The 25,772-nt window shown below is 66.5% G+C and carries 2 protein-coding genes; both read left to right on the plus strand.

Features of this window, described 5'->3' with window-relative positions; translation table 11 throughout:
* Positions 1-97 precede the first annotated feature (97 nt).
* Positions 98-1,831, plus strand: coding sequence for a hypothetical protein (locus ACH49X_RS09125; protein WP_357207599.1), 1,734 nt, complete (start codon positions 98-100; stop codon positions 1,829-1,831).
* On the plus strand, positions 1,831-24,462 hold the full coding sequence (locus tag ACH49X_RS09130) for a sigma-70 family RNA polymerase sigma factor (protein ID WP_357207597.1): 22,632 nt from the start codon (positions 1,831-1,833) through the stop codon (positions 24,460-24,462). Before ACH49X_RS09125 ends, ACH49X_RS09130 begins: the two co-directional genes overlap by 1 nt.
* The last annotated feature ends 1,310 nt before the right edge of the window (positions 24,463-25,772 follow it).

The raw sequence follows: 25,772 nt of genomic DNA on the forward strand, positions 1-25,772 counted from the left end.
TCCCAATTCTGAGAACAGAGAACACCGGGTAGGTGCGCTCCGAGGGGACAATGTCTTCTCTCGGTGTGGTCGACGCAGGTGAAGGGTTTGCCGGGACATGGGTCAAGCGTTGCGGGTGGACACCGACCTGCTGCGAGCGCTGACCCCGGAACTCGCCGCCATCGCCGACACCGCGCAGGAGGAACTCGCCCGCCTGAAGGAAAGACTCGCCGCCGAGGGCAACTGCTGGGGCGACGACGAGCCGGGCCGGGCCTTCGGCGACAGCTACGAGCCCGCCGCCGACAAGGGCATCACCGGCTTCGAGAACCTGGTCCACAATCTGCACGGGATGAGCAGCAGCGTCGCCGACACCGGCGAGGTCATGCTGGACCAGGACCGGAACATCGGCTCCCAGCTCCGCAAACAGGATCCGTTCCACTCCACCCCGGTCGGCAACGCGCCGTACGACCAGCCGCGAGATCCGGCGCCGTCGCCAGCCCCCTCCACACCCGAAGCCGGCAGACCGAATCCCGCTCCCGCCGCCACCGCGCCAACTTCCGCAGACGAACCGACGGTCCCCTCCAGGCCCACCGCTCAGGCCGCCGACCCCAGCGCTGCGGCGAGTGACCCCACCGCCGCGCGGGGAACCGCGCAACCCGGCTATCAACCGACCGGCGACCCGTACGGGCCCGGCTCGATGAACCCGGGTGACTACGGCCCGGCCGGCGATACCGGCTCGTCCGGACAGCCGGCCGCCGACCCCGGCTCGACTCCTGCTGTCCAGGACCGTGCCACGCCGACCGCCCGGGACGCCGCGCCGACCGGGCGTACCCCGTCGTCACCGGCCACCGCCACGCCTACCGCCACCGAACCGTCGCCCGCGGCGGCACCCAAACCCGGCGCGTCCGGACCGGCGGCCGTCCAGCGGTCGCCGGAGACCCGATGGACGAGGCCACCCACCGAATCGCCGTGGATGCGAAACGCGCCCGGCACGCCCTGGTCGCGAAACGACGGCGGTCGAGCACCGGGTCAAGTCTTTCCGCCGCGCCGCAAGGAGCCTCGGCCCGACGCGGGGAAACCGGTCGGGCCGGGCAAGAGCCACAAGGCGGGCAAGCCGAAACCCGCGCCGGCGGAGGCGAAACGCTCCCACGTGCGGACCGATCCCGACGCCGTGGCCGCCGCACGCGCGCTGGCCGCACGCCATGGCCTCCGGATCGCCGGATTCGAAGACTCCGGCGTGTCGAGACGTACGGTCGATGAGATCGCCGCGGCCGTCGACGGAATCCTCGGCAAATATCCGTTCATAAAGCTGGGCGGTATCGAGATCACCGACCTGCGGGACGGCACGGTCTCGCGCGTGGCGCCGGGTCGCGCGTCCGACGACACAGCTGATGCGGTCACCGGTGGGTGGATCCTGCTCGACCGGGTCGCGGTGGGGAATCCGGCACTGCTCGCGGAAAAGGTCGAGGCCGCGGTTCGGTCGGGCGAACGTGTGGCCGGGCCCGCGGAGCAGCCGATGTATGCCACGATCGTGCGCGACCTCGGCCGGATACTGGAAGTGGCGGCCGGTGCCCACGTGCGGCAGTCGGCGCAACGATCGTTGCTCATGGAGTACCGGCGCATCAGCGGCCCGTGGGACCGCGGCGAGACTTTGGCTGCGATCGTGCGCGGTTATCGGGAGTGGCGCGCCCAACTGGTCCGCGCCTGCTTCCCCGGTGACCGCTTCGATCCCCGCGCGGCCGTGGTCGAAGCCTTCACCGAAGTCGAACTGCGCGGCGAGAGCGCCTGCGGGCCCGCGAAAGTGCTGCACCGATTGGCGATCGAGCACGCCCGCGGACAATCGAGCGCCTGATGGTGCAGATTCCGGACTCTTTCCCCGGCTGGCTGACCGACATGGTGCTGGGGCACTTTCCGGAGGGAGATCCGGAGGGGATGCGCCGCGACGGCGACGCGTGGTCGGACGCGGCGAACGCGCTGGCACCGGTGCGGCATCGGCTGCAGGCGGCGTTGGAGCGGTTGGACAAGGCGGTCGAGGGCGAGGCCGGCGCGGAGATGCAGAAGCAGTACCGCAAAGTCCTCGACCAGATCCAGGCGCAGATCGAGTTCAACAACGCCATGGCCCGGCAGTTGTACGACAACGCCACGGCCATCGAGTACGAGCAGTACGTCATCGTCGGCATCGCCGCGGCGCTGCTGGCCCAGGTGATCATCGATATGGCGATGCCGCCGCCCGGCAGCATCGTCAAGGCGATCTCCGATCGCGCCGAGGCCAGGGTGGGGATGGAACTCGCCCGCCGCGACCTGGTGGTGGCGATACTGGGGAAGGCAGCGCGGTTCGTCGCCGAACATCCGCGTTTGATGCTGGCCACCAAGGGCGTGTTCTTCGGAACCGCGATCGGCGGCGGCGTTCCCTATGTGGCGCAACGTGTCCAGATGGCCCAAGGCCACCGAGAGAAGATCGATTGGCAGAAGGTCGGGATCGGAGCGGCGGCAGGCGCCGCGGGCGGTCTGGTCGGTGTCGAGGTCGGTCGTCGCGTCGCGCCCTTCGCGATCAAAGCGGGCGGGCGTGTGCTCGGCACCGTGGCGGCAGGCGGCGTCGGCGGTATGGCCGGCGGCCTGGCGGGCGGGCTCACCGCCTGGGGTCTCACGGGGGGTGAACTGCGCGGCAAGGACTTGGCGACCATGGTGTGGACCGGGTTCGGTTCGGGCCTGGTCGGGTCGGTCGGGGCGTCCGTGCGAGCCGGACGGGCCGGTGCGAACACGAACCTGAGCGAACCGGTGCCCGCCCTCGATTCGAGCCTGCCGCCCGACGCCGCGCCGCCGGCCAGGATTTCCGCGCCAGGGGATGGCCGGCCGCCGCAGCTTCGTACGGCGGCGCCCGAGCCAACGTCCACCACCAGCGAGGTGGACGCGCCGCCGGCGCGGCGCGCCGAGTCCGGAGACGGGTCGATGGACCCGCCCGACGATCTGTCGCCGGAGATGATGGCCGCGGGCGACGAAATCGTCCGCAATATGGTCGATGACGCCATCGCCCGGATCATGGCGGGCGAGGATCCCGGACCCCTGTCGGACGGCACCGGCGGAACGACATTCGGGAGCGCGCCCGACCACCCCTCTGGCGGGTCGTCGCCCTCTTCGCCGTCGTCGTCCGGGCACGGCGGCGCACCGCCCGCGTGGCGCGATACCGCGATCGCGCGCACTCCGGTCGCCGTGGCAGCCCACCCCGAAGGCGGTCCGGTCACGCCCATGCCGAGCCGTCAGTTCCAGATCAGTGATCCTCAGGTACGTCCGGACCAGCGGGTCGATCTGATCGCCGATGGGACCCTCACCCAACCGGAGACTCCCGCGCTCGGCCCCGAAGTCCTTTTCGACGACGGCAGCAGTTCGTACACGAGTCCGTTCATGATCGAACACGGACCTGCCGGAGAGATGTACTTGCTCGCGCCGGAGCAGATGGCAGGCAATCCCGCCCAGGACACGGCGGGACCCCGACCGGTCGGTGGAACGCTCGAGGAGGGGGCGACCACCCAAGACGGACAACCGCTGCACCACATCGATTTCGACGCGGAGATCGCCAGACTGGAAGCGGAACTGGCGCAGAACACCCCGCCGTCGAGTGCGGATGCCACCGCGTCATCGGTGGAAGCGCCGCTTCAAGGGGCGGACACCACACCGTCGGCCGCTGGAACGGACGACGTCGCCGGGCACGCGCAATCGGTTGCCGATGCGCCACCCATAACTAGCGGGACCGACGGGCACGATGCCGTCCCACAGGCTGGTGCGCCGAGCCCGACGGCCGACCCCGCACCGTCGGGGCCCTTCTCCGCCACACCGGAGCCGCCAAACCCCGTCGCACACGCGGGTTCTCCGAGCCCACGGACCGACCCCGCAGCGACAGGACACGCGACGCCGGGGCCGCGAAACCCCGTCGCCCCATCGAACCCGCCGCAATCGGCCGCACCGACGACTACGAGCGGCGCCTCGCCCACCGGCGAACCGAGGCCACCGCTTGGCCACACACCGCCGAGTGGCTCGCGGAGCACCGGCCCACACACGGCACCGCTGGCCGCCGCCGCACCCGACGCCCACAGCCCCGCCGCCCACGCGAGCACACCGACTTCGTCCGCGACCCCGACGACCCCCACCGCCGCGACCGCGCAGCCGGACGCCGACGACGAACCCGCCGCCGATCCGGATGAGTTCCCCACACCACCGGGAACCGTCGTGGACGACCCCCGCGAACACAACGTCCAGAAAGACCCCAGGGAGTACAGCGTCCAACAAGACCCCCGGGACCACAACGTCCAGAAGAAGCCGTCCGGAGATTACATAACCATCCCCGGCGTCTCCTACCCGTTGGAGGACGAACCACCCGCCGACGCCATCCCTGTCATACCGCGCACACCCGCCCTGACACCCCTGCCCAACGATTCCGTCGACTTGGGCCGCGCCTTCCAGAACCCCGACGACCCGGAGAACACCTCTGGCCCCACCTCTTCGCGCGCTCCGGACATCACCAATCCCCTGTCGGATCGCCATCTCGCCGCACCGGAAACCGGCTTGGACGCCGGACTGGGAAAGACGCCCGACTCACTCACGATGCCGAGCCGGTACGCGACCGAACCGAGCCCCGATGCCCCCGGCGCTCCCCAAAAACCCGCGGCCCCTCAACTGAATCCACACTCCCTCGAATACAGCGAGGACCCCAGCCGCCTTCCGGCCATAGGCGGCGTCCCACCCCTGCTACCCGCCCCACCACCGAAGAAGACGGAGCCCAAGCGCCTGGTCACCCGAATGGGTGCCGATCCAGAGGAACCGGAACAGCGCAAGCGCCCCCGCAAACAACAACCGCCCCCGCCTCCGCCCCCACAGCCGACGCCGGAGCCCCCGGTGCCGACGCCGACACCGAAACCGGTCCCGCGGCCGAAGCCACGCAAGCGGCCCCAGCCATCAGCACCCCTGGTGCGCGAGGAGTTCGTCGTCCGCGAGGACAGCGAAGCGATCGGCGCGATCGGCGAGGAAGGTGAGCGGGTCCGCGGTGCCGCCGGAACCCGGCGATGGGTGCGGTCGCTGCCACAGAAGCTGCCCTGGCTCAGCGAAGACCAGATCGACACCGCGGAACTGCTGCTCTCCGAGGTGGTGGCGAATTCGCTGCGGTGGACCCAAGGCAAGGTCGCGGTCATAGCCACGGCGACCGATACCGACGACACCCGCAAAACCCGATTCACGGTCACCGACGACAGCGAAGTCGTCCCGGAGCGGACCGGCATGCCGGACTGGGACGCCGAGCGCGGGCGCGGCGGCGAGTTCGTCGCCATGCTGTCGGACGCCCACGGGGCCACGGTGCACGAGAACGGCAAATCGACCTGGTTCGAGCTGCATGGGCCGCGCGGTGACGACCCGGCGTCACCATCACCCGACAATGCCGAGACCGCGGGCATTGCGGAGACTCCCGCGTCAGCCGTCGACACGACGCCTACCCGAGACCAGCCCACCGCGATCGAGTTCGTGGTGCGTGCGCAAGGGCCTGACCCGAGGGCCGAGGCGGCGCGGATGCGCGCGGGCTCACAAGCCTGGGATCAGTTGAGTGACCAGCTGTTCGACTGGCCTGCCGACAAGATCGATGACGCGGGACTGGAACTCGCTGAGCATGTGATGATCACACTGGAGAACAGCGACGACGGTTCTGTCCGGGTAGCGCTGGAGGAAAGTGGTGATCCCGGTGAACGCCTGCTACGCGTCACGGTCGGGGATTCCAGCTTCGAAGTGCGGGAAGCTCACGAGCTGCCGCAATGGCTGGCCGATGCCATAGAACCGGTCCGCCACCTGCGCTTGAACGTTCCCGGCCAGCTGGCCATCGCGGTGCGGTATCGCGATATCCCCAAGATCGCCAGAGCCCTCGCTCCGCTCAACCATCTCGGTATCCCGGCGGACGTCGCACAAGATGGTATCGACCGCGGATTGCGCCATCGGGCGCGAATCAACCGCGGGCGGCTGCACGCGTCGCTTCGCAACGTCATGGCCGAGCCTACTGTGTACCGTTCCGGCGACTCTGTGGTCGAGCTCGATATCTACCCTTTCTGGGACCAGGATTTCCGCAGTGGACTGAGTCAGCTGGACCTGACCGGGCGCAACGACCGGATGCTGCCACTCGGTGAATTCGTCGACGCGATCATCACCGAACTCGAGCAACGTCGGCAGGCGTTCGAACCGCAGAACTCGGTGCACTCGGCCGAGGCGAGCGAGAACGTGCCCGCACCCGAGGTACGGAGCACTACCGACTCTGCCGAACGTCCGGCGAGCAACGATGCGTCGGCACAGGCAGTACCGATCCCCCGGCCGGAAGGTGCCGACACCACGGCATGGCTGTCCGCGGTTCGCCGATATTCGGGTTTGTCGCCGGGAGAACTCGATGAGCTCGTCGGCGCGACGCCGGGCACGTGGCAGGCGGCAGAGCTGGGCGAAACGGACCTGGAAACAGCACACGTCCGGGCGTTGCTGCGCCGAATACTTCCCGAGGGACACACCATCTACACGGACGTGGCCGCGCACTATCCGGGTCTGCTGTCGCGCTGGGGGAAGAAGATATTTCCGGAAGGTTATGCGCGGATCGGCGAATATATTCGGTTCCTTCGCGAGTCGAACGGTTTGACGCAAGCACAGATGGCTCAGCTGCTCGGAAAGTCCAAGAGCACTGTCGAAGTCTGGGAGCGGGGCACACGCTCACCCGCGAAGAAAATGATCACCGCCATGCTGGAGAAGCTGCGATATACCTACGGCGTTACCGTGGACGAGATCACCGAGACCTTCTCGTACCTGCCCAGAGAAGCACCGGTCTTTCCGAATCCGGGTGTCGCCAGGTCATTCGGCGAGTATCTGAAGATCTTCCGAAGCCTGAATAATCTTCAGCCTGCGGACGCGGCGCGCATCCTCGGATACACGGCGGAAACGATACGCTCACACGAGGCCGGCGAGACGGCACGCTCCGAAGAACTCGAAATGCTCGCCGCCTATGACCGTGTGCTGCATCGTGCGGGCCCGTGGAACGATTTGGCCGAAGCGTGGGGATACAGCTACCGCATGAATCCCGCGGGCGAAACCTTTCCCGATCCGGCCGACTACCGAACGGTGCACGAGTGGATGAAGGCGCTGCGACTGCATCAGCGAATGACCCAGGAGCAGTTCGCGGAGCGGGTCGGCAGGAGTAAGCGAGGTCTGGTCTACGCGGAGAGCAGGAGCAGACCGGGTCTGCGGTTCCTTCGAGAGCTCAGGGACACGTTGGAGATGCCGAACGATACGCTGGTCTCGGCCCTGCGGCTCTATTACGCTCGACCGGGCGTCGAGCCAATCGACGAAACCGACGAGGCCCTTTTTTGGGAGCTGATAGCCACCCCGGTCGGCTCGGCAGAAGAGGAGTCGGTCCGAAATCGGATCATCGAACGCTACGCCTGGGTCGCGCCGATAGCGACACGTTACTGGCGCATTCCGGACCAGCAACGCGAAGATCTCATTCAAATCGCCAACATCGCCATTCTGCAAGCTGTTACGAACTTCGTTCCACTCACCGGGAATTTTGCTTCGTTCGCCGCATCCCATGCGCGCCACGCGATGCTGGACACGCTCTATGACTACCGCTATCCCGGCATCACCGACAGAGATACCCGCAACCTGCTCGGCAAGATAGACAGATACCGGGACGAACAGTACCGCGAAACCGCGCGATACCCTGCTGATTCCGAGGTAGCGGAAGTATTGGGGATAGCAACGGCCGAAGTCACCAGCGCACGAGCGCTGGCGGGGCGACCGACACGACTGGACGCACCGACCCGAGCGGATTCGAAGAGCGATCAATACGATGTCGCGATCCCCGCGCAGGAACCGGCACAGGACACCGACTCCGAACCGGCTGAATTATCCTTCACTACCGAGAGACTGACGGAGGCATGGGATTCTCTCTCCGAACTTCCCGAAGGAGATCTCGCACAGGAAATACTGCGACTACAGTTTCTCGATGACGCGGAATTGTCGCTCGCTCAGGTGAGTGAACGTCTGGGCATCCCACTGACCAAGGCTCAGCAGCTCATGGCGGCGGCCATGGAAAGGCTGCGGACGGCACTTCCCGTGGCCGCCGATCGGGCCGCGGCCGAGCAGGACGCGAACAACGACGAGAACACCTCCCGCGCCGACGCTCCCGACCAGCCCAAGCGGTCTGGTGGCAGCGAACAGACCCCAGGCCCGACAGTCTCCTTCCAGGACGTCGATCCGTTCGGCCTGCCCGCCCGGAACCGACGGTTCGGGCGCGTAGCCGGCCCCGACCCCCGCGTCTTCCACCACGACGAGAACGACCCGCTGGCCCGTCCCTACGGCCATGCCGTACCGCCGACGCCGGGCGCGGCCGAGGACGAGCATGCGTCCGATCCACCTGCTCAACCCGGGTGGACGCAACCTGATAGCCCGGTCGGCGACGCCGAGTCGGTCGCGCAATCCGCCGAATCGCTGCCCTTCGCGGACCAGGGAGATGAGATCGGAGACGATGTACCGGGTCCCGTAGCGATCGATGATCTCTTGGCGGATCTTCCCGAGGCGTCGAGGCTTCTCGGGCATGCGGTGCAGCAGAGGCAACCGGTGGACTGGCAGGCGCTGACGCGAGATACGCAGATCCTCCTGCTCGGTGAAGATCACAGCAACATATCCGGACGAGTGTTCCTCGAGCGGCAGGCTGCAGCGCTGCGCCGTGCCGGTGTCACGCACTTCGGCATCGAGGCGCCGCCACATCCGGCCATCGATGCGGTGAACGCCGGTATACCGATGGACCTTTCCGGCGTCGAACTCGGTCCGGCCCGGGACGGATACCTCGGTCTCGTGTGGGCGATGTCGGCCCAAGGAATAAAAATCGTACCGTTCGACGTCAGGATTCCCGGTTCGGAACACGGATCGCCGTTGCGGGATATTCGCGAGTCGCACATCACCAAGACAATTTCCCAGATCGTGGCGGAAGACCCCGATGCGATTATCGCGGTCCAGATCGGGATGGATCACATCACCGAGGACCAGGAAATATGGCAGCGAACTACCGGAACATCCGGGATGCCGTTACATGCCCGCCTGAGGGAAGCCGGTTTCACGACGAAATCCATCTCGATCTGGGGTGGGGACACCGGCCAAGACGGTCCCATCAACGGCATCGTGGAGCGTTTGGATCTCCAAGATCAAACGTTTATCGCTGATCTACAGGAATTCCGGCGTGCCGGCGGGAAGTTCCCACGGTGGGGATCCGATTTCTTGCTTCACCTCGGCAACACCGATAGTTTCTGGCTGCCCGATGCCGATCGGGAGATCGTCGGGTGGGGCCCCGCGGTACGACTGACCGCGTCACAACAAGATGCGTACATCGCACAATTCACCCCGGCCCCGGAGCCGGAGTTCGACTGGCAGTACAGACCACATGAGCCACCGCAAGGACACGCCGAAGAGACCACCGAAATTCACCTGACCGTACCGCACAGAAGTCAGCGGAATGCGTTGTCCGGCCAGATCTTGGAGGGTGACGTACGAGCCTTCGTGGACGACTGGGCCAACGACGACCATGCTCGTTCGTTCATCAAGCTGACCTTGGACCTGGCAGCGATGTATACCGGGTTGACCGACGGTGCGGAAATCACGGCCGCGAAGACCGGGACTCCGGGCCGCCGGATCATGCGCGTAGAAATAACCGGCTCGGACGGTGAACCATCGGTGCAAATCCCGGATTTCGCGAAGATATACACCCTGAGCAAACTCCATCTGATGACGCACCGGTACGGGCAATCCGACGGTGAAACCGCTACCTGGTTCGAGTTCGACGAATCGGGGCCGGATTTCAGCATGGCCGGTCTCAGGGCGGTCCACGGCACCCCTATCCCGGTCACGGCACGAGGGGTTGGGACTGGGACGACCGAGCAGCCCGAAATCACGCACGATGTGGACGGCCGGCCGACTGTCGACAGTCGAGTGCCGGAGTTCCGCAGGCCGAGCGACGAAGCGATGGAGCTGTGGCAGCGGATTCTCGATGCCGAGCAAGCCGGCGATCCGCGGGCGCGGGAACTGCGAGCCGAGGCGCAACGACTCATTCCCGACGACGGAGAGCGTGCTTACGCCGAGCGTTACGTCGGCAACGAGCGCAGGGCCGCGGCGTTGGCCCAGGAGTTGGGAATCACGGCCGATGAGCTGCGCGCGCTGATGACAGCGGAGCTGCGGCGTGCGTTCAGTGGCGACATCGTCATTCGGGTCAGAGCCATGACGCTGCACAAGGTCATCGACAGCCGGAGATTCAAGACCGTCTTCGAGACCGCGGCCCGAAGCGTGATCGGCCGAGTGCAGTTGGAGCGCAGGGCAGAGCTCGAACGGGAACTGTTCGGATACGCGCTCGATCTCGCGGCGGAATCGCGGCCGGTGTACGCACGCGTCCGTACGACCCGTGGCTCGTGGGAGCACGAGGGCGAAGTGGCAGACGAGTACGGCGGCGTGGACGTCGTACTGAAATCCGCTGTCGCGTCGAGGACTACGGCGAGCGTCGGCAGTCCATGGGGCGTGAAGGCCATTCCGAGCAGCGTCACCGATCCCCAGCCCGAATCATTCGCTGCTACGCCGAGCCACCATGGCGAACTCGCCTATTTCGGACTCGAAGGCATCGACCGCGACTATGCGGGCGAAAGGTTCCTTCGCAACAGTTACATCGAAGCCCAGATCCACGGTGGTGTCACGATCGCCGACATCGACCATGTGGTTTTCCATCGGGAGCCGCCGGACGACCGACTGGAGACAGCCCTGGCCGAGGCAGGCATCCCCTGGTCGATGGCCTCCGATTACTCCGGCAACCCGCGCGGGCCGTCGAGCCAGCGCCCATCGGACAACTCGGATCGCCCGCCGAGCGCCGCTGAATCCGGTGCGACGAGCAAACCGGGCCCGACACCTTGGCAACAGACCAGGGCACCCGGCGCCCGTATTCCCCAGCCGCCCACCGCTGCGCCCGCAAACGGTCCGGTCCGGCCGGATGACGCACTCGATGTCCACCGTCCGGATCGCAACGGCGCGCGGCGGACCGATCCCGGCATGATGAACGCCTTCGGTGACAAGGTGGACCCGAAGGCGTGGGCGTTCAAGAAGCCGGGACGGGGCGGCGAACCGGATCGAACGCCGGACGGGACAGTCGTTCGGACCACCGGATCGCCGACGGCCCCGAACGACTCCGGCCGGCGAGTGCCCGACTCGCCTGCGCTGGTACGCGCGGCTCGGAATGGCGACAGCGTCGCGTTCGACCGGCTACGGGCAGACTTGGCGGAGCCGATCGTCCAGTGGATGGCGGCCAGAGTGGATGGCGATCGAGCGGCGGCCGAGGGATTGACCGACGAGGTATTCGCTCGTGCTGCCGCGAGGATCGGGCAGCTGCGTGAAGGACAGGACATCAAGCAGTGGCTCGGAGTCATCGCGCGGAATGTTCTGGTCGAGCAGCAAAGATACGAACGGCTGCGGGACGGGATATGGGCCTCGTACGTGGGCTCGCGAAACACCGCATCGGGTCCGCGCGGCGGACTGCTGGCGAAAGCCGATCGCGCGACGGTACTGCGTGCTGTGCGCCAATTGCCGCCCGACCATCGGAAGGTCCTCGTCTGGCGGTTCGAGCAGGGCAAGTCGGCGACGCAGATCGCCGAATCGATGCCGTCCTCTTGGGGCTCACGAACGGTTCGGAAATTGGAGCGCAGGGCCGCGCAGCGCGTGGTCGAGGTGGTCGCCGGAGAACTCGGTGTGGTCGCGGGTGGACGGAGTGCCGAGCGCCAGCAGCAATGGCGGACCGTCCAGGAGGCGGACCCGGCCGAACTCGAGCGGCATATCCCCATGCTTCCCGAGCGACAGCGCGAGATCGCCGCTCTCCTGCTGCTGCGCACTGCGCCACCTGGAAAAGCGGCGAAGGCGCTGGACACTTCGCCCAGAAGACTCAAGGCCACCTTGCACCAGGAGATCGTCCCGGCCTTGGCCACGTTGCTCACCGGTGGTGTGTTGCTCACCGACCACGAGGCGGTGATGCTCACGCGGGCCGCGCAACGGCACGACACGGCTGTGCTGGCGCCTTATGTGCGGGGACTCGATCCGCTCTACCAGAACACATTCGAGCAGTTCTTCATACAACGACGGACTGTCAACGAAATGGCCGCCGCGCAAGGCATCAAGCCGAAGACGATCTACATGCGGGTGTACCGTGTGGCCCAATTCCTGGCTCAGAAGGTTCCCGCGGAGCTGCGCGAGAGTTATACGAGCCGAGGCCTGCTCCAGACGGCCACCACGAGCGATGTCGCCCGCGAGGCAGGGGTCAGTCAGAGTACTGCCGAGAAGGTGCTGCGCGGTGCGGGAGGTTTCGCACCGGAGACCAAGCGTCGCGTTCTGGAAGCCGCGGACCGGCAGGGGGTGACCTTCGTACAGCGCGAAGGAGTCGCACCGCCGCTTCGCGTCGTCGGCCCTGCGGACCAGTACCGGTATATGGGTGGCGACTCGGGATACCGGATGACTCGATACGAGGCCCACGTACTGTTCGAAGCCGCGGTCCGCAGTGGAAATCCAACGGTCGGTGATTTCATCGTGCGTATCCCGGATGCGTCCGCGGCCGATGGCGGACCGCTCTTTCCGGAGCATCGGCTGTGGCAGATGATGCCGCCCCACGTCCAGCGGTTCCGCAAGGTTCTGCACCTGCTGACGGACGTCCGGCTCCCGGATGGCCGGGTGCTGGATTCTTCGACGCCGGCGCTCATCGAGCAGCGGCCGCCGGGCGCCGTCGTGTCCGATTTCCAGTTCGATCGGCTGCGCGCCATGGTGCTGCGCAGTATCGAAGGGTTGCGGCGAGCGCTGGGCGAAGTACCGGTGGAACCGCTGCGACAGTGGCTTCCCGGATTCCCGGAGGATCGGGACACAGAGGGATTCCTGCGGTTTCTCGCCGATGAGTGGACCGATCAATTCTCGCGATATCGGCAAGCGGGTTGGGCCGAGATGTTCACCGACCTGGAGATCCCCGGCCGAGACCCGTTGGCCGCGGTACTCGAGAGCGCGATCTTCATGATCCCGGCGCGGTTCGAGGTGCTGCACGGGAGTCTCGGCAGAGAGCACATCCGGATCGATCGCGGCCGGATCGCGGCGATAACAGGTTGGGCGGGAGCCTTGATCGGGGATCCGGCGTTGGATTGGGCGTGGCTGAACCACCGCGGGGCCGGTGATTACGTGCCGTCGCGCCTCAGACCACCCAATATGCCGATTTACGCGAGCTTGCTGCACGTCCGTCGAGCCGTTCACGGCGCGGTGGAACTGGTTTCGCAGCCGCGACCGGACCCCCACAGAATCGCGGAGTACGCGACGAGTTACGCCATAGCCCGCCGATTCTGGGGCCTCCCGGCTCGGGACTCAGCTTCTCTCGAGGATATCTTCGACGCCCACCGCCGTAGGCTTTCGACCGAAGACGCGCCGGCCCAGGAATCCCGTGGGGAGCAGCGCAGGCAGACACCGTGGAGCGGCGCCGCTTCGTCGTCCCGGCCGGGTACCGCACCGCTCGCGCAGGACAAACCCAGCAGCCCTACGCCTTGGAAACGAACTACGGCCGGTGGGGGTCGCGGAAGCGATGGCACGCACCCCGGCCCGGAAGTGAACTTCCACGACATCGTCGACGAGCGCGCGGCGCTCGACCTGCCGCCGGTCCGTCAACGCCGCCGACCATTCGGCCACATGCGCGGGCTTCCGGGACTCGATCCCGCACTGGCCTTTCACCACAACCCCGACGACGGCCGAGAATGGGGCACACCCGGCGATAGGACGGAGGCAGAGCCGCAACACGAGATCTCCGAGGTACCGGACGAGCAGCGGCTCGCGGAGCAGGACCGTCCGGCCGCCGGGCCAGGGCCGCGAGAGGGACTCATCGACGCCACGTCGGCGTCCGCCGCGGCAGTGAGTTCGACGACCGGATCCCCGGCGGACGGCCCCCGCAAACGAGCTAAGCCGATGGGCGACATCGGGATTCTGCCTCGCGAGGTCGAGGTGCTGGATATGACCCTTCAGGGCCTGTCGCGCAATGAGATTGCGGAAAGACTGGGGCTGCGGCCGGAGACGGTCACCAATTACCGCGCCAGCGCCGCCAAGAAGCTCGGTACGGTGGGCGTGATCGCCACCGTGGTCGAAGCCAAGCGCTGGGGCCTGCTGACGGATACCGGCACGGAGGAATCGACTCTTTTCACTGTGTCCGACGAGGACAGAAAGCTGCTTCAGCTGCTGGCCGAAGGAAAGACGGCCCAGCAGATCGCGCGGGAACGGAAGGTGACACCAGAGACCGTCGAGCGCCATTCCGCTCGAATCGGTGCGGAGTTGGGGGCCCCCGGACAGCTACCGATGGTCATGAAGGCCATTCGTCTCGGAATAGTCACTGTCGACAACGGCGGGATCGTGACCGAGGCCCGTGAGCACAGTCCGTCCCACCATGCGCCGAACGGGAGCATCGGAGAGGTCACCACCGAGCCGACCGGGCAGCCCATCCTCCGGCAGGTGCTGCCCGCCGATGTGCACACCGCCGAAATCCTCGACAGCGGACGGAGCCCGGCGCTGACGGTGCGGCTGGCCGCCGAGCAATTGCTAGGTGATCTGGGACTGCAAAACGAGCCGCTTCCGTCATGGCCCACCGGAAAACCACGCTGGCCTGCGGATTTGGTGGGTGATACCGCCGGCACCGGCAGATATGCGGCTGTGGCAGCCGCCCCCGGCCAGATGTACCGCGCCATCGGTCTCGATGCCAAGGATCATGAACCGGTCAGCCGAGCCGCGATCCCGAGCATCACACGACACCGAGAACGTTCGCACCTGCGGGAACTATCCTCCGCGCATCCCGGCATCTATTGGACTCAGGTGCTGGCTTCCGCCAAGGACAACGCGATAGACGTGCAGTCCGGCCTGACCGAGACCGAGTTGAGCCACAACGAAATCGAGGTCGTCCTCCGCCCGGATCCCGCGCATCCCGATTCCGGCTCCTTCGAAGTACTTCCGGTGATCGCCGGATCGGACGCGTCCACCTCGCCGCTGTTTTCCGGGCGATTCCGCGTCAGTGGCAGCACGGTGCTCACCGCGATCGCAGTCCGGCGCGCCTCAGACGCTTCGGAGGCGCCCGATGAATTGGATTCCGCAGATCCGCCCGCCCCGGCGAAGCAACCGGAAGCCTCGACCACCGGTGTGCCCGAACCCGCTGCCCCCCGGCCTGCAGGTCTGATCGGGGACGTTCCCGACCTGGTGAACCCCTTCGACGACCGCGGCGCACCCTGGGATCGCGGCGGCCCGGTGCCCAGGCACAAGCGGATCGAACGGATCGCGGAAACACACATAGACGGTGGTGGATTCACCCGAGGTGGGAAAGCCGGATCGGAGCTGCCCGTCGCCGAAGACAGATCCGCAAAACCGCGGGCGACGACACCTGCCGGCGAGGATGCGCCGGATACGGGCGAGCCGTCGGGCCCCGCTGCGCAGGTGCCCGCCGCTTGGCTGACCGAACAACTGCGGAAGGCCGCCGTGCGGGCGCGCGAGCGTGCGTGGCATACCCTGCGGGAGAGGACCGCAGGCTTGCCTTTCGGCCCGGACGACGTGCTCTCCGGGGCATACCGGCGTTATCTGGACGATCCGGCTGCTTTACAGGAGTTCAAGGCGGCGACCGCAGATGTCGGTCACACCGACCGAATGTCGCTGATCGCGATTCTGGAACAGGCAGCGGCCAAGCACCGAGCAGCCGGTGCGCCGATAACTGTGGATCCCGGACAACTCACCGTCCCCGAGGTACCGACCATCGCCTACCCCGAGGATCTCACCCCCGCCGAAGCGGGATCCATCGTCGCGGACGTGATCGAAACACAACTACTCGGCAGACAAGCGATCTGGGCCAGTGGAAAACTCCCACTCGAGTTCCACGGATTCGACCGCTGGGCGCTCACGGCCACGCCTGATTCCCGCCCGCCGGCAGTCACCGTGAACAACATGATGAACTGCATCAAGTTGCCGCTGTACGGTGGCGTTCTCGCCCAGGTGCTCGACCGTGGTTATCTGCAGTCGTACATCCGGTTCGAGTGGTGGAACACGATTGCCGTCCCGCAGGCGAGCGGCACGGCGATGCAATGGCAGGACGGCACGGAGATCACCGCGGAGGAAGTGGGCCAGCACGGCAATTTGTCATTGCTGTTCCTCGCGCCGCACGGCGTACACGAGTACCACGCCGACAGGCCGAACACCATACTGCCGCACCGCGGCGACCTGGTGTTCTTCGATGGACTCGGTCATGTGGCAGTGGCGACCGGGCGCTTGGGCGTCGACGGATCTCCCGAAGTGTTCACATTCTGGCCGTACCGGTCCTGGCCGATGGTCGAAACCGTCCGGGTTTCGACGGTCGATGCCGAGGCAGCACAGCTGTCCAGGTCCGGCAATCCGACCGCGCCCGACGACGACGATTCGGTCCGTGTCGAGTTCGGCCCCGGGCCATGGGGGCGTGGAGGTCGTCGTTACGAACCGGAACTACAGGATTGGCTGCGAAGCCACACGTCCGATACCGCCGCTGTGCCCGAGCGCGAGCCTCGCGCGGCCGCCGCGATCGCGGCATTCGAAGCTGCCCGTGACCAACCGCGTTCCGACGATGCTCCGGCCAACCCGGCGCCCGCCCGCACGAACATGATCGGCAACGTTCCCGACCTCGTCAACCCCTTGGACGACCGCGGAGCGCCTTGGGACCGCGGCGGCCGGGTGCCGAGACACCAACGGACGGACAGACTCGCGGAGCCGCACATCGACGGCGGTGGCTTTGCCCGTGGTAACCGGCCCGATCCGCAGAACCCGCCGAGCGCCGGAGTGGTGCGGAACCAGGTGCGTTACTCGGACCTGCTGTTCAATCCCTCGCCGGATGAGGCTGCCGCCGCCGCGGTACGCGATCTCCCGACGACCGCGGGACCACTGGGCCCCGAACTCAACCTCGATTTCCTGCCGTTCTTCGCGTCCGATGGCTTGACGACAGATGAGGACGTGGAGACGGTGGCGACAGCGGTCGGCGACATGCTGCGCGAGCACAACTGGCGGGATACGGCCCAGATCGAGGCCGCGGCCGAGCTGGTACGAGCGGCCGGGCTCAACGCGGTCAGGTATATGACGAGTTATACCCGCGCGCTGCAGCGAGCTGGCGTCTCGCAGTGGGACGAAGAGCGAGCCCTGCACGGAATCAAGGCGAAGCTGATGCTGCGGCTGTCCACCCAGGCCGATGCCCGTTCGCTGTACATGGCATTGGAAATCGAACAGTACCGTCCCGAACGATCTCCCGACGACGAGTTGTTCACCTGGCACGCTCCGCTGTTCAGTGACGTTCAGGTCGAGGCAGGAGTACGGACCTTGCTCGACTCGGCCACCGTGTCCGACGTCGAACAGTGGGGCGAGATCTGGGCTCGCTTCGACGAGCCGCGATCGGACGCCGACGGCGCTGTCGACGAGCCGCCGCCGCAAGGTGATCTCGCAGCCAAGTCCCGCATCGTGCGCAAACTGTACGACGACCACCACATCCGCATTGTGGGATGGGAGGACTCGGTCGTCCCGGCGCAAGCCGTCGAATCCGTCGACCGCGCGCTGCGCGACCGGATAGCGGAGTACGGCAGCCGGTTCGCCCTACGGGACGTAACGTTCGACGACATCGAGGAGTTCGGCCTGACCCGGAGTTTCGGCACCACGACTCCGGATGCGAAGGATCACTACACGTCGATCACGGTCAACCGCAGGATCTTCACCGACCCGGAAGTACGGCGGGAGTGGGCGGAGCAGGTCTCCAACCACCGTTATGCGGAGTCGGCCGAAGACCTGATCTACCAGTTGATCCACCACGAGTTCATTCACGTGGTCGTGGACGATGGCAACTGGATGCTCCATGCTCCTGCGATGGCGTTGTTGCGGTCGGCTTATGCGCTCTATCGTGATTCGGAGCTGATCCCGGCGGATGTCGAATTCACCGAATGGCTCGCACTTCTTCCCACATACGCGCTGCTGTCCGATCCGCATTCCGAGACAGCAACGTTCAATCCGGTCGAGGGAGTACCGGAAGGGGCCAGGGCCGGTGCGGTGGGATCTTCCTCAACATTGACCGATCCCGCGCGGATATTGCATTGGCTGACAGTCACGCGTGATGGTTCGTCACCTGCGCCGACGTTGGCACAGTGGGCGAAGCGACAGGCCGCTGTGGTCGGGGAAGGCCGCAGTGTTCTGCTGCTGTTGCACGACTTCAGGGATGTCACGGGCCGCGCCGACATCGAGGTGCCTGCCGGGCTCCGCCCACAGGACAGCGCAGCCGACGTACTGGAGACCGCGACCGGCCACAAGCTGCGGCATTTCACCGATGTCGGGGAGGTCATCACCCAGCTTCGCGCTTGGGACCACTCACCGGACAGCCATCGTGACGGAGTATCGGCGCTGGTAGTCGAGGACGGCCGCTCCTACTTGCTGGTGCGTCGCGCTACCGAAAGCGGCACGGCCCGAATCGAGGTCAGGAATCCGGGCGAAGGCGTGCTGCGGGCCAACCACCATCTGCCGCTGGGATCACCGGAACTGCCTGGCGTGCGCGCGATGTTCTTCGACGAGAACGGCAGACCCGCGCCGAACGACGGTACTCGGCCGGACGCCGGTCCGCCCGCAGGGGAACCTCCTGAACCGCAAGTCGCCGAGGAACCACCGACCACCGCGACAGCTGGACCACACTCGAACCGAGGCGATGATTCGACCGCGGCGACGACCGACCCCCACACCGGAGCCGACCGCACCGGGCCGGAAAACCCCGCCGCGACAACACGTTCGCCCGGCCCCGCACCACCGCGCGCCCTTTACCAACCCAGCGTCGCCGAAGCGACCATGGCGGCCCGGCGCCTGATCACCGATGTCGAGTTCCCCGACAAGGGGAACACCAGTTCGGTGGTCCGCAAAATGCGTTCCAGCGACGGTGAAATCAACATCTACAAACCCGAAGCGGGGGCGAATAAGGAGGCCGAAAGCGTCAACCCCGAACTGGACACCTACACCGCCAACGAGGTAGCGGCCTACCGCTTCAGTGAGATCGTCGGTTTCGGGCGGATACCTGCGACCGCGCGCACCGAGGGAGTCATCGGCCCGGAAGACAGCTCGGGGCCAGGGATGATCCAGCAGTTCGTCGTTTCGACACCAGGCGAGGCGATCGACAAGTATTCGGTCGTACAGCAGCAGCAGGTGGCTGTTATCGACGCCACCATCGGCCAATCGGACCGCCGGGGCAACTGGCGCACCGTCAAGCGCGGCGTCCAGCGCGACCTCCTCGCCATCGACCACGCTTGGTCGTTTCCCGTTTCCGCCGATCCATTCGACATCGATATCGATTCCCCCTTCGTCGCCGCCCACCAAGGGGAGCAACATCCACTCGAACCAGAAGTTCTGGACGCTATGCGCGCCGTGGACATCGACCACATGCGGGCCGCGTTCGAAGACGCCGGTCTGCACCACGGTAGTGTCGAGGGAGCTCTGGCCAGGTTCGTCAGGATTCGAGAGCTGGGCTACATCCCCGACGACCTCCGGATCATCGCGGATGACCCCGTTGGCGCGGGCGGCGACCTGCACCACGGCAAGACGGTGCGGCTCGAGCACAACAGCGACCGATCCGAAGCGGAGCTCGGTGCCGACCGTTCCGCTGAACTCCTGGAAGACGCGGTGGGCGGGCCCCAGGACCGGTCGGGCGTGGAGGTATTGCGCAGTGGTACGGCTGTCGAAGTCGCCGTGTGGTTGCGGCGGACGTGGCGGGTAGAGCTGTCCGGCTTCGATGAGCAAGAGCGGGCCCGGGATGTGGCTCGTGGCATCGACCACATGTTCACCGAATACCGGAAGTTGAGCGCACGCAGCGGTGCCGTCGTCGCGGTCGGCAGAGTCGGCGGCGGTAAAGGCATCCATGTGGCGGTCCATCGTGACGAGAGCGGCCAGATTTTCATCGATTCGATGACCGTGGACCCGCGGCTGCTCGGCTCCGCGTCCGAGTCCGCAGGTGAACAACTCTATGGCTCGATCGTCGGTGCGATCGGTGCCGTCCTGGTCGACGCCGGAGTCGGCGTCGTGCGAGAACGCGCTTTCGACTATCTGTATTCGCATTACCTCGGCTCGCGACCCGATCGCAACGGCGATCAGGACACCGCTTTCGAGGACTGGTTACGCGGCCAGCTGGGCGATTCCGTCTTCGAGCCACGAAGCCGGATTCACCTCAGAAGACGTAGTCTGTCGAGCCGTTTCGATGTCTGGCAGGCCGCGCGAGCGGCGGTCGCGGAGGTGGAAGTCAACGGACGGGGCAACGCTTCGGACGCGGCACGGACACTGCATCGGCTGCTGTTCGCGCAGCTGCGTAGCGATCCGACGTCGCTGGATCTTCTCCAGACCGCTCTGCCGGAGGTCGCCCGGCACGCGCGGATCCAGTGGGGCAGAGGATCCGAGAACGCGCGGGATCTCGCGGCGACGTTCGCGGCCGAACGCGGCATCCCGGTGATAGGGGCCGACTTTTCGGATGCCGATGGGAAGAAAGTGCGTGCGCTCTTCAGAGGACTGCACGCCATATGGGACGTTTTCCCCGACGTCGAAATCCGGTCAGTGACTTTTCGGTCGATGAACCTGTCCATCAGGGCCATGCAGGGCGAGGATCCGAAAGAAATAGTCTTCAACCGAGAGTACCTGCGTAACGAGTACCCAACGGATCGGGTAGCGGGATTCAGATATGGTGTTCACCGCACTCATGACGAGGCGATGTATCGCTTCGCAACGGTCATGGTCGCCGATGCCGGTAGCGCCATTCTGGATGATGTGTTTCCCGCGTTGCTCACTCGTTGGCTGCAAGGAAAGGCCAGCGGGCAACACGGCTATGAGAAGGATTTCGGGCCGTGGCTCGGATCTCAATTCTCCCGGTTCAGCCGCCGGGCGGCCCAGCGCGACGACGACAAGTCTCCGCATCGATATCTGTACTTGGACGAGGAAGCGGCTCTCGCAGAGTCGGTCGTCGAAGTCGTGCGGACAGAAGAGCCGACCGATGGGCAGCGAGTGCTCTATGCGCTGCTGATGAAGCATCTGACTCCCGAACGGCGTGCGGCGAGCGAGTCCGCCGACCGCTCGCAGCCGGAGCAAGCACGACGAGACGCGAACGCGTCGGGACTCTCGGATACGGCCGAATCCGGGACGGGGCTGATCCTGGAAGCGGTCCCCCATACGGAACTCACGGCCGCGCTGGCGACATACGGCGACACCGGCGGCGGCTGGACCGGTGCGGACAGCACGTACTCCCGGCGCTTGCCGGACGGCAGGCAGCTGTGGATGTTCTCCGACACGTTCCTCGGCACCGTGCACCCCGACGGGTCGAGACCCGCGACGAGCCCGATGGTGAAGAACACCTTCGTCGTGGACGACCGGGGCCGGATGTCGACCGTTCATGGCGGGACGGCAGATGCCCCGACCGCGGTGGTGCCGGCGCCGGAGGGGCAGATGTTCTGGGTCGGCGGCGGATACGTCACGGGAAACGTCCTCAACGTCATGCTGGTTCGGTTCGTCAACACCGACCCGGACGATCTCATGTGGGGCATCTCCTGGAAGGAGAACCGGCTCGCCAGATTCGACGCGGAGAACCTCGGGCTGATCGACCTCACCCCGATGCCATCTCGGACCGGGGTCATGTGGTCGGCGTGGCTGGACTACGACGGCACCCACACCTACGTCTACGGCACCAAGGACTCGGGCGGCGACAAGTACATGCACGTGGCCAGGGTGCTCGGCGACGACCTTCGCGCACCATGGGAGTTCTTCGACGGCGAAGGCTGGTCGCCGGAGGAAAGCGATTCCGCGCCCCTCCTGTCGGGCGTCGCCAACGAGTACAGCGTCACCCGATGGCGCGACCGTTACCTGCTGATCACCCAGGACACCAGCGTCCCGTTCAGCGCGGAGATCCGCGCGTATCTCTCGGATGCGCCCACCGGCCCGTTCACCACACCGACCGTGGTGTACCGAGCCCCCGAAGCCGGCATCGACGGAACCTACGGCGACCGGAACGTGTACGCATACAACGCGCATGAACATCCCGACCTCCGGTCCGGAGACACGCTGATCGTCAGCTACAACGTGAACAGCCTGGACTTCGAGGGCGTCATCGGCGACGTCTCGAAGTACCGTCCACGGTTCATCACCGTGCGCTTGAATCCCGGTTTCGGATCCGGCACGGACCCGGCCGGGCGCACACCCGGACCGGAGACAGATCGACCGGGACGGCCAAACGATGACGTTGTCTCACCCGATGCGGGGGCCGATGATTCGAATGTGCGGTCGGCACCGGGCCGTGCACCGGGCGCCACCGCGCGGCCGCGGGTCGAGACCACGCCGCCTGGGCAGCGGTTCGACCCCGGCATGCTCCACGCCTTCGGCCCGAACGTGGGACCGGACGCGCACGCGTTCGTACGCCCCGGTCGGCAACCCCGACCGTCATTCGACGTAAGACCGCTTGCCGCAGCGGATTCGACGGCCGCCCGCGCATCCCGCACCGGCGGCAACGGCGGGCAACCCGCTGGGCGCGGCTTCACCAGCGGCGGTATCCGCACATCGCCCGCGGGCCTGATCGTGCCAGCCGACCCCACCGACAGCCTGATCGTGCCCGCCGCGTACGTGATACCCGCCGATCCGTCGCTCGAAGAACTCATGGAACGCCTGCGCCCGTGGAAGGAGATCTTCCACTACTTCTGGGAATTCCCGATGCCTCGGGAAGGAGAGCTGTCCGGCCGGGCATGGATCGAAAGTGCGGAGCGGAAGGCCTGGATGAGGCGGCGGGCGTTGCGGCGCACGCCACTCTATGCGGGCGTCGACGCCGCCGTCCGGTTGACGCTCGCAGCCGAGCGACTGCTCGGAGCCCCCAATGCGACTCCTGGACCGGCCACCATCGAGCAACGCCGGGTCATTCCGGGCCGTGGGCCGATCGACGCCGGGAAGAACCGAACCATGCGGCACGACACGCAGGTACGGGAGGCGTCCCCCGCCAACGCGGAGGAGAGAACGCCGTTCGGGCGGTTCTGGGCGGCGGTCTCCGGGGACGAGCTACCGCAGACCAAGCTGATTCGCCAGGGAAAGATGGCCTACAACGGCGGACGACTGCTGCGCGCGGAGGGCCACAACCTCATGGTGGCGGGGCGTTACGCGGAAGGCTACGAACTGCTGGTGTCCGGGCGCGACCCGGTGCTCACGCCGGAGGAATACGCGTTGTGGCTGATGTTCAACCACGACGCGCTGTGGACCCTGCACTTCCCCGGCTGCCGTGAGCTGGAGCCGCAGTCGCCGGAATTCCTGCTCACCCGCTATCTGACGATCGCCATCTTCGACAAGATCGCCACGAAACCGCTGGAAGTGCGGTACCTGGACGATGTCGTCCGTCCGTACCTGCGCCGTCAAGGTGTGGCGGCGGGCAGGGTACTGCTCCACGACTTGACCCATTACCTACCGGAGTCCTGCCGCACCACAACGGAGCGGCTCGGCGCCTGGGCACTCCGAGGCCTGGGCCGCAGGGTCGGCGCCGAGGTGAAGGAGCACCTGGACAACTGCGCGGCCTGCCGGAACACCGCTGCCTTGCTACCGGCCGCGCACAGCAGCTCGGGTGAGCGCAAACTGCTCGTTCCGCCTGGACCCGCAGGCGACGGTGCCACTCCGCACACCGCCAACCGTCCCGCGCCCCCGGCTGATCCGCGAGTTCTGGGCCACGGCCAGAGGATCGCCCAACGGGCAGAAGAGATCCGCCCGGGCACCTATCCACAGGTGGTATTCGATCCGGCTACGGCACTGGACCTTCCACCGCAGCGTGCCCGCGGTCTGGACGGGCTCGGTTTCGGCCCGGCCCCGGCGGTGGCCGATCCCTTTCGCGGTTTGCCCGACGGCGTGGTGGCACATGCCGCGCATCCGGATGACCCGGCCGGCGGAGCGTTCGGTGGTGGACGAAGCGAGCGAATCGCGAGGGCCGCGCTGTCGAACTTCCGTGTCGATGCCACATTCAGCGACCTCAAGGATTGGGCCGCACGTCTCACCGACGACAACCTCCACCAGCTGCTGACCGGCTTCACCCGCACGGTCACCGAACTGATCTCGGCCATTCATCGCGGCGATCCGCCGACACTGACCGACCAGGTGATCAATCCCGCACGCCTGTTGGGCGCGATCGTGGCGGAAGCGACTCGCCGCTTCGGCGACAGCGTTCCCACCACCACGCCTACCACCTATCGGGAGTTGTTCGCTACCGCGCCGTGGCTGCGAGCAAGCCGGCGCACCGTCTCCGACCTGCATGCAGCCATGACCGCCGTGCTCGACGCCGCGTTCGCGGTGATCGCACGTCCGGTGCGCACCGCTGGTCGGTGGCTGCCATGCACCATACGGTCCCAGCGCATATCGCGCAGATAGCACGCGATATCGAAGAAGCCGACCGGCACGGCGTTTGGCGCGAGGAAGGTTCGTTCCGGCCGGGGGACGCCCTCGACACGGAACATGTGCGCCTTGTGAAGTCCTTCCTGGGGGACCAAGTGCGCAGCCCGACGATGGCTCGAATGGTCACCGAGTGGGCCTATGTCATGAATACGCTGCTCCAGCTGCGATCGAGCGAGCTCTTCTCACCGAAGTACGCCACGATCTTCGAGTCGCTGCCCGTCCACGCCGTTGCGCTCGATCGAGCGCGCACCGGCTCGGACCGGCTGTTCGCCGCGACGGTCGCCGTCGCGGTGCCCGACCTGCTCGACGCGGCGTTCTACCTCCTACCCACCAGCAATTCCGCCTTGGGGCTGGACTACCTGAGGCAGGCCGACAGTCTGCTGGCCGAGGCCAGCACCCGCTTCACGAACAGCTCCGCCCGCCACGCGCTGCGGGACGCTTCCGACAACGTACACAGACTGTACGAAGACATCATCCTCGCGGACTCCCGCCGATCACCCGAAAACCGCGCGCGACGCATACACGATGTGCTTTCGGACTATTTCCACGAAGCATTCGAGTCCTCCATCGTCCGATCTCTCCGCTGGGGAATGCGGGCACTGCACGGGCTGGGTAGTCAGAGTCCGGGTATCGATTACGCCCTTGCGCGGCACCGTCTGGATGTCGATGCGCCTTGGGACTGGCGTATCACCGACGACGAGCGTGCCCTCACCGCAACCGCGGAGCACTTGCTACAGATCGCAGGCGCACCGGAGGGTGGTATTCGGTCATTGTTGGCCCCCATCGATTCCGTCGATCTTTTCCGGAGCACCTTCGACAGCGTCGGGAGGAACATGCGATGGTGGATCGCGCTCGGAAGATGGATCAGCGGGGGCGTTCCGATCGGCAGCCTGCTGGCGGGAGCCACGGACTTCTGGGTGTCGCAGATGCAGTTGGCGGTGCTGAGGCGGTATCCCCACATCATCGGCGCTGTCGGCGGCATCCCTTATCGGGCGCGGGACCTGGCGAATCGGCTGTCGCTCGCCCGTGACCTCGAGTCCTCCCGCCTCCCGCCCGAGCGCCGACGTGAGCTCGACGTACTGCGCACACAGCTGGCAGAGATCGGACGCAGCGCCCACGGACTCGCCGTCCCCGGCTCCGCCGCGCCACCGGTGCTGCTGGTCTCCTATGACCCCGTCACACGAGGCGGAACGGGCCGGGCTGTCGTCTCGATCGGCGAGGCCGATGCCGCATCGTTCATCGCGTTCAACGTCGCGGGAGCCGACACCCCGCTTACCGATCTGGCG

Source organism: Nocardia sp. NPDC019323 (assembly GCF_044389845.1).
GTDB classification, from domain to species: Bacteria; Actinomycetota; Actinomycetes; order Mycobacteriales; family Mycobacteriaceae; genus Nocardia; species Nocardia implantans.